The sequence below is a fragment of the Amycolatopsis sp. NPDC000009 genome (assembly GCF_055563465.1).
On the sequence record NZ_JBVHDI010000025.1, the window covers coordinates 63,835 to 77,424 of the forward strand.

A 13,590-nucleotide genomic window follows, 5' to 3' on the forward strand; every position below is an offset into this window, starting at 1 on the left:
CAGTCATGCCGGAGAAGATGACCGACGATCAGCGCCGCGCCTTCCTCGCCGAAGGCACCCGCACCGCCGTCTTCGCGACGGTCCGCCCGGACGGCAGGCCGCACGCGGTCCCGATCTGGTTCGCCCTCGACGGGGACGACATCCTGGTCAACGTGGGCACGGACTCCGTCAAGGGCAAGGCGCTCAAGGAGAATCCGCGCGTTTCGGTGGTCGCCGAAGACCCCGCTCCGCCCTACTCGTTCGTGAGCGTCGAGGGGGTCGCGGAGTTCGTTTCGGATCCGGAGGGCATTCGCGCCGGTTCGGAGTCGATCGCCCGGCGGTATCTCGGCGAAGCCGGGCAGGAGGCCATCGACGGCTGGCTCGCCTACGCGACGTCGCCGGGGAAGGTGATCGTGCGGGTGCGGCCTGAGCACTTCGTGGCGATCGCGAAGGTCGGCGGCTGAGGTCGCTTCGGTCTCGGCACCGCGCTTGCCGGGCCGAGTCCGTGAAGGCCTCCTTGCCTACCCTGAAGGTAGGCAAGGAGGCCTTCACGGACTCGGTGATCGCCACGTGCGCCCCACAGGTACCAGCAGTCACAGCGGCTGCGCGTGAAGGACCCCTTCCCTCGGCTCAGCCGAGGGAAGGGGTCCTTCACACCATCCCAGTACATGAAGGCCCCCTTCCTTGCGCCTATGTACAGGAAGGGGTCCTTCATGTACTCCGGCGGGGCTCTCGTGATTGGACCGTGATCGGACGGGTCACTCGCGAAACCTGATGTACCGCCGAGCGGGAGCAAGCTGGCCGCGGCCACCGTCCGGCGCCAGGATGGCCCCGTGGCCGAGATCGTTTTCGACGAGAAGACCCGTTCCTGGCTCATCAGCACGGCAGCCACGAGTTACGCGCTCAGGCTGGCCGAGGACGACACGCCCTCCCACGTCTACTGGGGTCCGGCGCTCACCGCCTGCCAGCTCGCCGACGTCCTCCCCCGGACGGAAGAACGCTGGGACGGCTTCAACGATCCCAACGAAGGACTCGACGAACTCGCCGCCGACGGCGGCACCCGGTACTGGACCCCCGCCCTCCAAATCCGGTTCGCCGACGGGACCCGCGCCCTCGAATGGCGCTACCTCGGCCACGACATCGACAGGGGACGCCTGCGCGTCCGCTTCCGCGATCGCCACTACCCCCTCCGGATCACGCTCGGCTATCGCGTGCGAGAGGGCACCGACGTCGTCGAGCGCTGGACCGAACTCGCCCACGACGGTACCGACGGCCCGATCGAGATCATCCGCGCCGACTCGGCGACCTGGGTCGTGCCGCCCCGGCCGGGCTACCGGATCAGCCACGTCACCGGCCGTTGGGCGGCCGAGACTCAACTGCTCCGCGAACCTGTCCCCCACGGCGAAACGACGTTCGGCAGCAGGCGCGGCATCACGAGCCATCACGCCAATCCGTGGGTGATGCTCGACGACGGCGAGACGACCGAACGGCACGGCGAGGTCTACAGCGCCATACTCGCGTGGAGTGGTTCGTGGCGCATCACCACCACCCGCTCGTCCACCGGCCGTCTCACCGTGACCGGCGGTTTCGGCCAAGACGGCGTCGTCCCCCGGCTCGCACCCGGCGACACCCTCACCACACCGGTTTTCGCCGGGCTGTACACCGACGGCGGGTTCGGTACCGCGAGCCGCGCGTGGCACGCGTACACGATCGGCCATGTTCTCCCGCATCCCGGCGAACTCCGGCCGGTGCTCTACAACTCTTGGGAGGCAACGGGTTTCGATGTCTCCGACGCGGGCCAGCGCGCGCTCGCGAAAAAGGCGGCGGCGCTCGGCGTGGAACTGTTCGTGATGGACGACGGCTGGTTCGGCGCCCGGAACGGCGACCACGCCGGCCTCGGCGACTGGCAGGTCAACCGCGACAAGTTCCCCGACGGCCTCGAACCGCTCGTCGCCGAAGTGCACCGGCTCGGCATGAAGTTCGGCCTCTGGGTCGAACCCGAAATGGTCAATCCGGACAGCGATCTCCACCGCGCCCACCCCGGCTGGGTCCTCCACCATCCACATCGGACACGGTCGGAACTCCGGCGGCAGCTGGTGCTCAACTTCGCCCGCCCGGACGTCGCCGAGTGGGCGTTCCGCACGCTCGACGCCCTCGTCGGCAGGCACGGGATCGACTTCCTGAAATGGGACATGAACCGCCCGTTCAGCGAGGCGGGCTGGCCCGCCGACAGCGATCCGGACCGGCTGTGGGTGGAGCACACCCGCTCGGTCTACGCGATCATGGACCTCCTGCGCGCCCGCCATCCCGGGCTGCGGATCGAAGCGTGCGGCGGCGGTGGCGGCCGGATCGACCTCGGGATCATGGCCAGGACGGACCAGGTCTGGACTTCCGACAACACCGACGCGCTCGACCGGCTCGTCATCCAGCACGGCTACGGCCAGGTGTACCCGGCGCGCGCGATGTCGGCATGGGTCACCGACGATCCCAACTTCGTCACCCGCCGATCCACACCGTTGCGCTTCCGGTTCCACGTCGCGATGGCGGGGGTGCTCGGCATCGGCGGCGACATCGTGAAGTGGTCCGAGGAGGATCTGGACCACGCGCGCGAACAGATCGCGCTGTACAAGGAGATCCGGCCCATCGTCCAGCACGGCAGGCTCCACCGTCTCGTGCCGCCCGCCACCGACGGTGTCTCCGCGTTGCAGTACGTGGCGGCCGACGGCGGACGCGCGGTGGTGTTCGTGTTCCGGCAAGCGGCACATTTCCACACTCACGAACGACCGGTCCGCCTCGACGGTCTCGACCCCTCCGCCCGCTACCGCGACGAGGACACCGGAAAGGTGTGGCACGGTGCCCCGCTCCTGGCACACGGCCTGTTCCCCGGACTTCCGGAGGGCGATTTCGCCAGCGTCGTGATCCGGTTGACGAAGCTCTGAGCGCGTCGATAGATCAGATGTATCACCCCAATTCGCCAGGAACGCGTGCAAGAAGCCGCTTGACATCACCCTAGACATCCGATCGAATGCCGTCGTCTATCGCCGCGAGAAGGGTGACTGGGGCATGAGAAGGTCCTTCGCGTTGGGAGCCGCGCTACTCCTCGCCGCGAGCCTCACCGGATGCACCGTCGGCGGCGGGACGAACGCCTCGGGAAACGAGATCACCTTCCTGACGTTCGAGACGCCGAACCTCCCACCGTCCTATTGGGACTCCGCGATCAAACGCGTCACGGACCGCGATCCCGGCCTGAGCGTGAAGAAACTCGTCGCCCCGTCGACCGACCGCACCGGCTATGCCAAGCAACTGTTGCAGTCCGGCCAGTTCCCCGACGTCGCGATCGCCGTCGACTCCGCCGGTTTCGCCGAATCGGGCAACCTCTACGCCTGGACGCCCGAGGAACTCAAGGATTTCCAGTTCCCCGCGGCCAATCCGATCAAGGGCGGCCACCACCAGCTGCCCGCCAACACCCAGACCATCCCGCCGATCTACTACAACAAGAAGCTCTTCGCCGACGCCGGGATCACGTCGACACCGAAGACGTGGAACGAACTCCTCGCCGCGTCGGAGAAACTGAAGGCGAAGGGCATCACTCCGTTCACCATCGGCGGCGGCAAGGAAGGGTTCCCGTCCGCGATGCTGCTGGACGGCCTGGTCAGCGTCGATGTCTACGGCACGACACCGGACTGGCTTTCCCAGCGGCGGGCCGACAAGGTCAAGTTCACCGATCCGGCCTTCCGGCAGGCGTTCGGCAAGTTCGCCGACCTCGTGGCCAAGGGCTACCTCGACAAGACCCAGGTCTCGCGGGACTACTCGGCGACCGAAGCGGCCTTCCTCAACGGTGAAGGCGCGATGTACCCGATGGGCAACTGGTTCGCCGCCAGCGCCGATGCCAAGAAGCCGTCGTTCGAAATCGGCGTCTTCAACTTCCCTTCCGAGGACGGGAAACTCGTGGTGCCCGCGTACACCGGTGGCGGCATCGTCGTCAACGCCAAGTCGCGGAACCTCGACGCGGCAAGGAAGTTCGCGCTCGCGTTCCAGCTCGACAAGGAGCAGATCGACGCCTCGGTCAAGGCCGACGGCCTGTTCCCCGCGATCAAGGGCTACACACCGCCCGCCGACGTCGGACCGGTCTTCAAAGCGGGATACGAGCTGTACAGGGAAGCCGTCGCGAAGAACGCCGTCGTGAACGCCTTCAGCTGGGAGACCGCGGACGACGGGCTCCTGCCGGGCATGAAGGACAAGGTCTACCAGGCCGCGCAGGACGTCATCACCGGCCGCAAAACGGTGGCCGACGCGTGCGCGTTCCTGGACACCGAATGGGCGAAGGCGCGCTGACACCGCGATGGGGAGGAAACCGATCCTGCCGCGCGTGTGGCATTTCGCCTCGTTCGGCGCGCCCGGCGTTGTCATCTATCTCTGCTTCGTCATGGCGCCGATCCTCATCAGCTTCGGCTACAGCCTGACGAACCACAACCCCTTCGACCCGCCCGCGGAATTCGTGGGTCTCGAAAACTACCGGCTGCTGTTCCAGGACGAGCAGTTCCTCACCGCGCTCCGGGTCACCACGATCCTGACCGTCATCGTCGTGATCGTGCCGAACGTGCTCGGGCTCGGCGTCGCGTTGCTGCTCGACCGGAAGGGCTGGCTGTACAACGTCTTGCGGAGCGTGTTCTTCACGCCCGTGATCCTCAGCTCGGTCGTGGTCAGCATCATCTGGACGAAACTGCTCGACGACCGGGGCCCGGTCAACGAAGCGCTCCGCGCCCTCGGCGTCGAGCATCCACCGGGCTGGCTCTCGGATCCGGACCTCGCGCTGTACTCGGTCGCGTCGATCGTGTGCTGGCAGATGCTGGGATTCTGCGTGGTGGTCTACCTCGCGGGACTTCAGGGTGTTCCTGCCGAACTGCTGGAGGCCGCGGAGATCGACGGCGCCGGACCGGTCCGCCGGTTCCGCGCGGTGACGTGGCCGCTGCTCGCGCCGTCGCTGACGATCAACACCGTGGTCCTGTTGATCTCGGCGTTCAAGACCTACGACCACGTCAAGGTGGTCACCAACGGCGGGCCGGGTTCGGGGACCACGGCCACCATCGCGTTCAGTGTCCTCGCCACCGGCCTCGACGCGAACCACGTCGGCTATGCGTCCGCGATGGCCGTGGTGATGCTGATGATCGTGGCGGTCCTGACCACGATCGTGCTGCGGTTCCTGCGGCGGCGGGAGGTGGACCTGTGACCGCGAAGTGGCTCCGGCCGGCCGCGGCGATCCTGGCGAGCGCGCTCTTCGCCGTGCCGCTGTACTACGTGCTCGTCAACGTCTTCAAACCCGGCGATCGGATCGCCCAGGAGCCGGCGTCGGTCCCGCTGCCACCGACGCTGTCCAACATCCACGCCGTCCTCACCCGGCCCGATGGCCTGTTCTGGGTGAGCCTGGCGAACAGCGTGCTCGTGACCCTGCTGTCGATCATCGTCCTGACCGTGCTTTCGGCCATGCTCGGGCATTACCTCGCGCGTTCCGGTCGGCGATGGACGAAGGTGCTCGCGCTGATCCTGTTGGCGGGCTTGATGATCCCGCCCCAGGTGATCCTGATCCCGGTCACCGAGGTGCTGCGGCTGACCGGGTTGATGGCGACGATCCAGGGTTTGGTGCTGTTCAACGTCGGCTACTACGTGCCGTTCGGCGTCTTCGTGTTCACCGGCTTCATCCGCGGGGTGCCGGTGGAGCTCGAGGAGGCCGCGCTGCTCGACGGCGCGAGCAGGACGCAGGTGTTCTGGCGGATCGTGTTCCCGCTGCTGCGTCCGGCCACCGCGAGCGTGCTGATCTTCCTCGGCGTGTGGATCTGGAACGACTTCATCGATCCGCTGATCATCCTCGGGCCCAGCCAGGGCACGACGATCACCACTGGGATCTACCGGTCCATCGGGCAGTACCAGGCGGATCTAGGCAGCGTGTTCGCGCTGATGTTCCTGGCGACGCTCCCGGTGCTGATCTTCTACCTGGCGCTGCAGAAGCAGTTCGTGAAGGGACTCACCGGGGGCGCGACCAAGGGCTGATCCCCCGCCGCATTTAGTCCTCTGAATGCGTTGAGCATCCAGAGGACTAAATGCTCAGAGCTCCGTGACCTTGCCGTCGGCCACTTCCAGCCGCCGCGTGGTCGCCACCGCGTCCAGCATCCGGCGATCGTGCGTCACGAGCAGCAGCGTCCCCGGGTACTCCGCCAGCGCCGACTCCAGCTGTTCGATCGCGGGCAGGTCGAGGTGGTTCGTCGGCTCGTCGAGCACGAGCAGGTTCACCCCGCGCGCCTGCAGCAGAGCCAGCGCGGACCGGGTCCGCTCCCCCGGCGACAGCGTGGCCGCGGACCGGAGGACGTGCACCGCCTTGAGCCCGTACTTCGCCAGCAGCGTCCGCACATCGGCGTCGGCCAGTTCCGGGACCTCGCGGGCGAAGGCCTCCACCAGCGGAAGGTCGCCGAGGAACAGCTTCCGCGCCTGGTCGACCTCACCGACCACGACACCGGAACCGAGTGACGCTGCGCCTTCGTCGACCGGGACCCGGCCGAGCAACGCGGCGAGCAGCGTCGACTTCCCCGCACCGTTGGCCCCGGTGATCGCGACCTTGTCCGCCCAGTCGATCTGCAGGTCCACCGGGCCGAGAGTGAAGTCGCCCCGCCGCACCACCGCGCCGCGCAGCGTCGCCACGACCGCACCCGCCCGGGGTGCGGCGGCGATCTCCATCCGCAGTTCCCATTCCTTGCGCGGTTCCTCGACGACTTCGAGCCGCTCGATCATGCGGTCGGTCTGGCGGGCCTTCGACGCTTGCTTCTCCGTCGCCTCGCTCCGGAACTTGCGGCCCACCTTGTCGTTGTCGGTGGCCTTGCGCCGGGCGTTCTTGACGCCCTTCTCCATCCACGAACGCTGCATCGCGCCACGGGCTTCGAGCGAGGCCTTGGTGTTCGCGTACTCCTCGAACTCCTCGCGAGCGTGCCGCCGCGCGACGGCCCGTTCCTCCAGATACGACTCGTAGCCGCCGCCGTAGGTCCGCACCTGCTGCTGCGCGTAGTCGAGTTCGACGACCCGGTCCACGGTGCGGGCCAGGAACTCCCGGTCGTGACTGACCAGCACCGTCCCGGCACGCAACCCGGTCACGAACCGTTCCAGCCGTTCCAGCCCGTCGAGGTCGAGGTCGTTGGTCGGCTCGTCGAGCAGGAAGATGTCGTACCGGCTCAGCAGCAGCGACGCCATTCCCGCGCGGGCCGCCTGCCCGCCCGACAACGACAGCATCGGCTGGTCGAGGTTCACCGTCAGCCCGAGATCCGCGACGACCTCACCGGCCCGGTCGTCCAGGTCGGCCCCGCCGAGCGCGAGCCAGCGGTCGAGCGCGACACCGTACGCGTCGTCCGCGCCGGATTCGCCCGCGGTGAGCGCCTCCGTGGCGGCGTCGAGCGCGGCCTGCGCGGCGGTGACGCCGGTACGCCGGGAGAGGAACGCGCGGACGGACTCACCCTCACGGCGTTCCGGTTCCTGCGGGAGGTGACCGACGGTGGCCGTCGGCGGGTTCAGCCGGACGCTGCCGTCCTCCGGCGGGACGAGGCCGCCGAGGGTCTTCAGCAGGGTCGACTTGCCCGCGCCGTTGACCCCGACGAGACCGATCACTTCACCGGGGGCGACGACCAGGTCGAGACCGGAGAACAGCACGCGGTCGCCGTGACCGGCGGCGAGATTCTTGGCAACGAGTGTGGCGCTCATGAGATCGGTAAGTCTACGGGGGCCGATTGAACACCTCGTGGTCCCTCGGAAGAGTGGCAAGTATCCAAGCGATCACGCAACGTGGGTAACCTGATTGTTCTTCTGGACCCGAACGAATCCCCGAGCATTGAGGTCGGTGACAGCAAATGGCGGACTCCGCCACCCCGGTCCCCGTCGTCCACCAGCAGAAAGGCGGTACCCGTAGGCCGACGCTGAGCAGGCGGCGGGAAGTCGGTCATGCCAGCGCGCGGTCGCTGCTGATGACGATCCTCGGCGAGTACGTCCTGCCCCGAGACCAAGCGATCTGGACCTCGGCACTGGTCGAGGCGCTGCACGTACTGGACATCGAGGAGAAGTCAGCACGGCAGGCGCTGGCCCGTTCGTCCGCCGAGGGCTGGGTCGTCTCCGAACGCGTCGGGCGAAGAGTGCGCTGGTCGCTCACTCCACCAGGCAGGCGCCTCCTGACCGAAGGCGCGGAGCGGATCTACGCGTTCGGCAACGAGGAGAAGGCCTGGGACGATCGCTGGCTGATGCTGATCGTCTCGGTCCCCGAAGCGAAACGGGATCTCCGGCACCGGCTGCGCACCCGCCTGACGTGGGCCGGGTTCGGCTCGCCGGTGGCGGGCGTCTGGGTCAGCCCGGATCTCAGCCGTCAGCGGGAAGCGCAGCAGATCGTCCAGGAACTCGGTCTCGACGCGCAGGCGATGTCGTTCACCGCCGCCTACGGTGACGTCGGCGATCAGGAGACGATGGTCGCGCGGTCCTGGGACCTGAGTGACCTCAAGGACCGCTACGAGGACTTCATCGACCGGTTCACCGGTCTGCACCCTTCCGGTGAGCGCGGTGTCCTGCGTGCGCAGACCGAACTCGTGCACGAATGGCGCAGCTTCCCCTTCCTCGATCCACGCCTGCCGCTAAAACTCCTCCCCGACGGTTGGAGCGGCGTGCGCGCGGCGGACCTGTTCCACCGCAAACACGTCGAATGGCGACCAGAAGCACAGGCGCAATGGGACGAACTCGTGGCGGCGTCGGGCTAGGGTCACGGAAAACGACCCATCGGAGGGAACCGCCTTGGCCGCCTCGATCCGCCTCGACCGTGAAGACGACCTCGCCGTGCTGACCATCGCCTCGCCGCCGCTGAATCTCTACACGGCGGAACTGCAGGCCGAACTGGGCGAGGCGATCGGCGAACTGGAGACCACGCCGCCGCGCGCGGCGCTGATCCGTGCCGAGGGGAAGATCGTCAGCGGCGGCGTGGACGTCTCCCTGTTCGACTCCCAGGCGAGCGCGGCCGAGGCGAAGGTGCTCTTCGACGAGATGCTGGCGATCCCCGACCGGATCGCCGCGCTCCCGTTCCCCACCGTGTTCGCCGCTCACGGTCTCTGCCTGACGTGGGCGTTCGAGGTCGCGGTCGCCTGCGACATCATCCTCGCGAGCGAGAAGGCCAAGTTCGGCCTCGTCGAACGAGTCGTCGGCCTGACCCCGACCATGGGCGGCACGCAGCGACTCGCCGCCCGCGCCGGCGTCGGCCGCGCGAAGGAGTTCGTGATGACGGGCGCGACTTACGACGCCGCGACACTCGAACGCTGGAACGTGGTCAACCGGGTGCTCCCGGTGGACGGCTTCGACGAGGCCGCGCGCGCCTTCACGAACGACCTCGCCCAAGGGCCGACCCGGGCGCACGCCGCCACCAAGAAGGTCATCGAGCACTACGAGCACGGCGGGGTCGCCGAGGCGAACGAACACATCACGACCATCGCCGCCGGCCTCTTCGACACCGGGGACCTGCGCGCCGCGGTGAAGTCGTTCCTCGCCGACGGCCCGGGCAAGGCGACCTTCACCGGGCGCTGAGCCGCTAGGGCCGCTGACCGACCGCGTCCACCACGCCGGACGCGGTCACCGCGGTCGAATTCGTGCCCAGGAACTGGAAGGTGCCGGCGGCGAAGACGATCACCACCGGTTTCGCCACCTTGGGATCGTCCCCCGGCCTCAGCGGCCAGGTGATGCCCACCCCCGGCCTGCCCGCCGCGTCCTGGGTGTGGTCGATGGCGCGCAGCCCTGGGACCTTCGCCGCCGCGCCGAACAGGGCCGCCCGGACCTCCGGCGAAAGGTAGCTCTCGCTCGCCAGCGAGAGGACGTCCTTGCCCATCGCGTTGAAGTCGCCGTCGTGACCAGCGTTGAGGTGGGCGAACATCGCGTCCACGTCGGTGGGGAGATCCGCCCGATAGCCGGGCGACGGCGTGCACGGCTCCGTGACACCGTTGAGCGGCTCCTCGCCCTTGTACGCCTGCGCCCGCCCGTTCCGGCAGCCTGGAAGCGGGAAGGAGCTTCCGTCCGCGAGCTTGATCAGCCCGTCGTGGGTGCCGTCCGCCGAACGCCAGGATTCCCGCTCACCCTCGGGGTCTTTGGTCTTGGTGTAGAGGAATTGGCCGGGCCTCGGCGGTGTGGCGGGAGACTTCAGCGCGGCCGCGGCGGCGTTCCGGAGCACCGTCACGGGATCCGCGGCGGCCGCGGGAGGGTGGAGACCGACCTGGTCGACCGGTGTCAGCGCGACGACGGCGGTGATGGCCGCGGCGAGCCCGAGCGTCCCCGCCCCTGCCTGCGCCCAGCGTCGCCGTTTCCTCAGCGGCGCGACGTTTTCCCGTTCCGCGCCGGCGATCTCGGCCATCAATCTCGCGCGCGCCTTGGCGAGCGCTCCGGATTCCGCGAGCGGGACCGAGCCGGTCCGCTCGGCGATCGACTGCAGCTCATCCATGGGTGGAGATCTCCTTCGAAGTCGTGGTGTCCGGGCGCCCCAGCGCCTCTCGGACCTTCCGGCGAGCGCGATTGAGCCGTGAGCGGACGGTGCCCAGCGGAATGCCCAGCGCCGAAGCCACCTCCTCGTAGCTCAGGCCTTCCCCGGCGAACAACGTGAGCGCGTCCCGGTCGCCGTCGGCGAGTTCCGCCAGCGCGGAGTCCAGCAGTTTCCCCATCGCCTCGGCGGTCACCTGCTCCGCGACGCGCTCGGCGTGCCCTTCCTCGTGAGACGGCGGGCCGAGGGCTTCCCGCAGTCTCAGCTCCTTGGCCTCCTCACGACGCCGCTGCGCCACGAGGTTGGTGGCGATCCCGTAGAGCCAAGGCCGGGCGTCGCGGCGCTCGGTGTCGTACCCCGCGCGTTTGCGGAAGGCCACCAGGAACGCCTCCCCCAGCGCGTCCTCGGCGGCGGTGGGGCCGATGCGCCTGACCAGGTAACGGTGGATATGCGCGGCATGCCGGTCGAAGATCGCGGAGAACCACTCCGGTCCGGTCACCGATCTCGCGATCAACTCCGCGTCGTCGAGATCGTCCGGATCCGCCCTGGGTGAGCTCATGAACCGCCTTTCGCCGTTCGTCGGTGTCACCCGTTGTCCGCATCCGGGGCCTATCGGGTTCACGACCGACGAATCGGTCTAGACCTTTTATGCGCTCCGCGCTACATTCAAGTGTGGTCTAGACCACACGCGCCATGTTCCGAGCAGGTCAGTCTCGCCGCCTCTTTTGGAGAGAACCGCCATGAGACGCACCAGAAGAAGACTACTCAGCGCACTCACCGTGACACTCCTCGCCGCCGGGCTCCTGGTAGCCGCGGGCACTCCGGCGCTGGCGGCTGGCCGCCTCCGCGCCGCCTTCACCTTGACCGGGACCACCGGCGAGTACACCGTCACGAACCCCAGCAGCGAAACCGTCGCCGACTGGTCCATCACCTTCACCGTCCCCGCCGGCGTGACCGCCACGAGCGGCTCCCACGCCACGGTCTCCCAGACGGGCAACCAGGTCACCCTCACCCCGGCGTTCTACATCAAGTCCCTCGCGCCGGGCCGTTCGACCTATCCCTACAGCCCGTCGTTCCGGCTCAGTTCCGCGGTCAACCCGGTCACGTGCCGGATCGACGACGCCAACTGCGACGGTTCCGGCGACGCCCCGCCGTCGACCCCGGCCAACCTGCGACTCGTGGCGAAGACGACCACGACCGCCGCGCTGGCCTGGAACGCCGCCGCCCCGGGCTCGCTGCCCGTCGTCGGCTACGACGTCTACCAGGGCACCACGCTGGCGGCGTCGGTCACCGGCACCGAAGCGAGGATCACCGGACTGACGCCGAACACGGCGTACAGCTTCACCGTCGTCGCCAAGGACCGGAAGGACGCCAAGTCGCCGCCCACCCCGGCACTCGCGGTGACCACCAACAACCCGAGCGACGACACCCAGGCGCCGACCGCGCCGTCGAACCTCCGCTCGACCGCGGTCACCTCGGGCTCGATCTCGCTGGCGTGGAACGCGTCCACGGACAACACCGGCGTCGTCTCCTACGACGTCTACCGCGGCACGACGCTGGCCACCACGGTGACCGGGACGTCCGCCACGGTGACCGGGCTTTCACCGTCCACTTCGTACTCGTTCACGGTCAAAGCCCGCGACGGGTACGACAACGTCTCCGCGGCGAGCGCCGCCGTCAGCGCTCGCACCGGCGACATCGTGAACGGGTACGCCCGGGTCGGCTACTTCGTCCAGTGGGGGATCTACGGCCGCCAGTTCTTCGTCAAGAACCTGGTGACCAACGGATCCGCCGCCAAGCTGACCCATCTGCTGTACGCCTTCGGGAACATCGACCCGGTCAACCACACCTGCCTTTCGGGCGTCACCAAGGGAACGACGTCGAATCCCCAGGACCCCAACCAGGGTGACGGCGCGGGCGACGCGGAAGCCGACTACTCGCGGCCGATGTCGGCGGCACAGTCCGTCGACGGCGTCGGCGACACCGGCTGGGAGACGCTGCGCGGCAACTTCAACCAGCTGAAGAAGCTCAAGGCCAAGTACCCCAACCTGAAGATCCTCATCTCGCTGGGCGGCTGGACCTACTCGAAGTACTTCTCCGACGTCGCGGCCACGCCCGCGTCGCGGCAGAAGTTCGTCGCGTCGTGCATCGACACCTATCTCAAGGGGAACGTGAAGCCGTACGGCGGCGCCGGCGGTCCGGGTACGGCCGCGGGCATCTTCGACGGCATCGACATCGACTGGGAGTGGCCGGGCAGCCCCGACGGGCACCCCGGGAACCACTGGAGCGCCAACGACAAGACGAACCTGACCGCCCTGCTGGCCGAGTTCCGCACGCAGATGGACGCCTACGGCGCGACCACCGGCAAACGGTACGAACTGCAGGCGTTCACCCCCGCCGACCCCGCGAAGGTGAAGGGCGGCTGGGAGATCCCGAAGATCTTCGACTACCTCGACGTCGCGAACGTGCAGGGCTACGACTTCCACGGCTCGGGCAGCGACAACTCGTGGGAGCCGAACCGCACCGGCCACCAGGGGAACCTCTACGCCGACGCGGACGATCCGTACAACTTCAAGTTCAGCGTGGAGTCGGCGATCAACGCCTACACCGAAGCCGGGGCCAATCCACGGAAACTCACCCTCGGCCTCGCCTTCTACGGGAGAGGCTGGCAAGGGGTCACGGACGGCGGCAAGAAGGGCGAATGGCAGAGCGCGACCGGAGCCGCGCCAGGCCAGTTCGCCGAGGAAGCAGGTACTCGTGGCTACGCGAATCTCTTGGCCAGTGTCCCCAACTGCGCCGTCCAGCACGACACCGCGGCCGTGGCCACGTCGTGCTACACGGGCAACGGAGGGCAATGGTGGACCTTCGACGACGCCTGGTCCATCCAGCAGAAGGTCGCCTGGCTCAAGACCAGAGGACTGCTCGGGGTCATGGCCTGGGAGATGTCCGGGGACACCGGAGCCCTCATGACCACAGTGGACAACTCACTGAAGTGACCGCCAGGCGCTCGCCCTGAGATCAAGTCCGTGAAGGCCTCCTTGAGGGACCCGGAGTCCCTCAAGGAGGCCTTCACGGCGTAT

11 protein-coding genes are annotated in these 13,590 nt (G+C 68.2%); 8 read left to right on the forward strand and 3 right to left on the reverse strand.

Annotation, left to right across the window (positions count from 1 at the left end):
* Positions 1 to 5: 5 nt before the first annotated feature.
* The 5 genes from ACZ3HL_RS39325 (at position 6) to ACZ3HL_RS39345 (ending at position 6,027) form a co-directional block, all read left to right on the forward strand.
* Positions 6 to 443, forward strand: coding sequence for a PPOX class F420-dependent oxidoreductase (locus ACZ3HL_RS39325; RefSeq protein WP_465536708.1), 438 nt, complete (start codon positions 6 to 8; stop codon positions 441 to 443).
* Between the two features lie 369 nt (positions 444 to 812).
* Complete coding sequence (locus tag ACZ3HL_RS39330; protein WP_465536711.1) at positions 813 to 2,918, forward strand: alpha-galactosidase; 2,106 nt, start codon at positions 813 to 815, stop codon at positions 2,916 to 2,918.
* Between the two features lie 124 nt (positions 2,919 to 3,042).
* Entirely contained in the window at positions 3,043 to 4,314 is a 1,272-nt protein-coding gene (locus tag ACZ3HL_RS39335; RefSeq protein ID WP_465536714.1) for an extracellular solute-binding protein, read from the forward strand.
* A gap of 7 nt (positions 4,315 to 4,321) precedes the next feature.
* Positions 4,322 to 5,209 carry a carbohydrate ABC transporter permease gene (locus ACZ3HL_RS39340; RefSeq protein ID WP_465536716.1) on the forward strand — a complete coding sequence of 296 codons (888 nt, stop codon included), beginning with the start codon at positions 4,322 to 4,324 and terminating at the stop codon, positions 5,207 to 5,209.
* Complete coding sequence (locus ACZ3HL_RS39345) at positions 5,206 to 6,027, forward strand: carbohydrate ABC transporter permease (RefSeq protein ID WP_465421972.1); 822 nt, start codon at positions 5,206 to 5,208, stop codon at positions 6,025 to 6,027. Before ACZ3HL_RS39340 ends, ACZ3HL_RS39345 begins: the two co-directional genes overlap by 4 nt.
* Before the next feature lie 54 nt (positions 6,028 to 6,081).
* On the opposite strand, the gene ACZ3HL_RS39350 is transcribed toward ACZ3HL_RS39345, so the two are convergent.
* A complete protein-coding gene (locus ACZ3HL_RS39350) occupies positions 6,082 to 7,719 on the reverse strand; it encodes an ABC-F family ATP-binding cassette domain-containing protein (protein ID WP_465536719.1) in 1,638 nt (545 codons plus the stop codon).
* A 146-nt stretch (positions 7,720 to 7,865) separates the two neighbouring features.
* On the opposite strand from ACZ3HL_RS39350, the gene ACZ3HL_RS39355 reads away from it, so the two are divergent.
* Positions 7,866 to 8,756: a PaaX family transcriptional regulator gene (locus tag ACZ3HL_RS39355; RefSeq protein WP_465421976.1), complete on the forward strand. Its 891-nt coding sequence runs from the start codon at positions 7,866 to 7,868 to the stop codon at positions 8,754 to 8,756.
* Between the two features lie 34 nt (positions 8,757 to 8,790).
* Entirely contained in the window at positions 8,791 to 9,570 is a 780-nt protein-coding gene (locus tag ACZ3HL_RS39360; RefSeq protein ID WP_465536721.1) for an enoyl-CoA hydratase/isomerase family protein, read from the forward strand.
* 4 nt (positions 9,571 to 9,574) lie between these two features.
* Here ACZ3HL_RS39360 and ACZ3HL_RS39365 read toward each other — a convergent pair whose 3' ends face one another.
* Together ACZ3HL_RS39365 and ACZ3HL_RS39370 are read right to left on the reverse strand one after the other, a co-directional pair.
* A complete protein-coding gene (locus ACZ3HL_RS39365) occupies positions 9,575 to 10,474 on the reverse strand; it encodes a CU044_5270 family protein (RefSeq protein WP_465421980.1) in 900 nt (299 codons plus the stop codon).
* Positions 10,467 to 11,069, reverse strand: a complete 603-nt coding sequence (locus ACZ3HL_RS39370; RefSeq protein WP_465421982.1) for an RNA polymerase sigma factor — start codon at positions 11,067 to 11,069, stop codon at positions 10,467 to 10,469. Before ACZ3HL_RS39370 ends, ACZ3HL_RS39365 begins: the two co-directional genes overlap by 8 nt.
* A 220-nt stretch (positions 11,070 to 11,289) precedes the next feature.
* On the opposite strand from ACZ3HL_RS39370, the gene ACZ3HL_RS39375 reads away from it, so the two are divergent.
* Positions 11,290 to 13,506 (forward strand): glycosyl hydrolase family 18 protein, encoded by a 2,217-nt coding sequence (locus ACZ3HL_RS39375; protein WP_465536723.1) that lies wholly within the window; start codon positions 11,290 to 11,292, stop codon positions 13,504 to 13,506.
* Positions 13,507 to 13,590 lie beyond the last annotated feature (84 nt).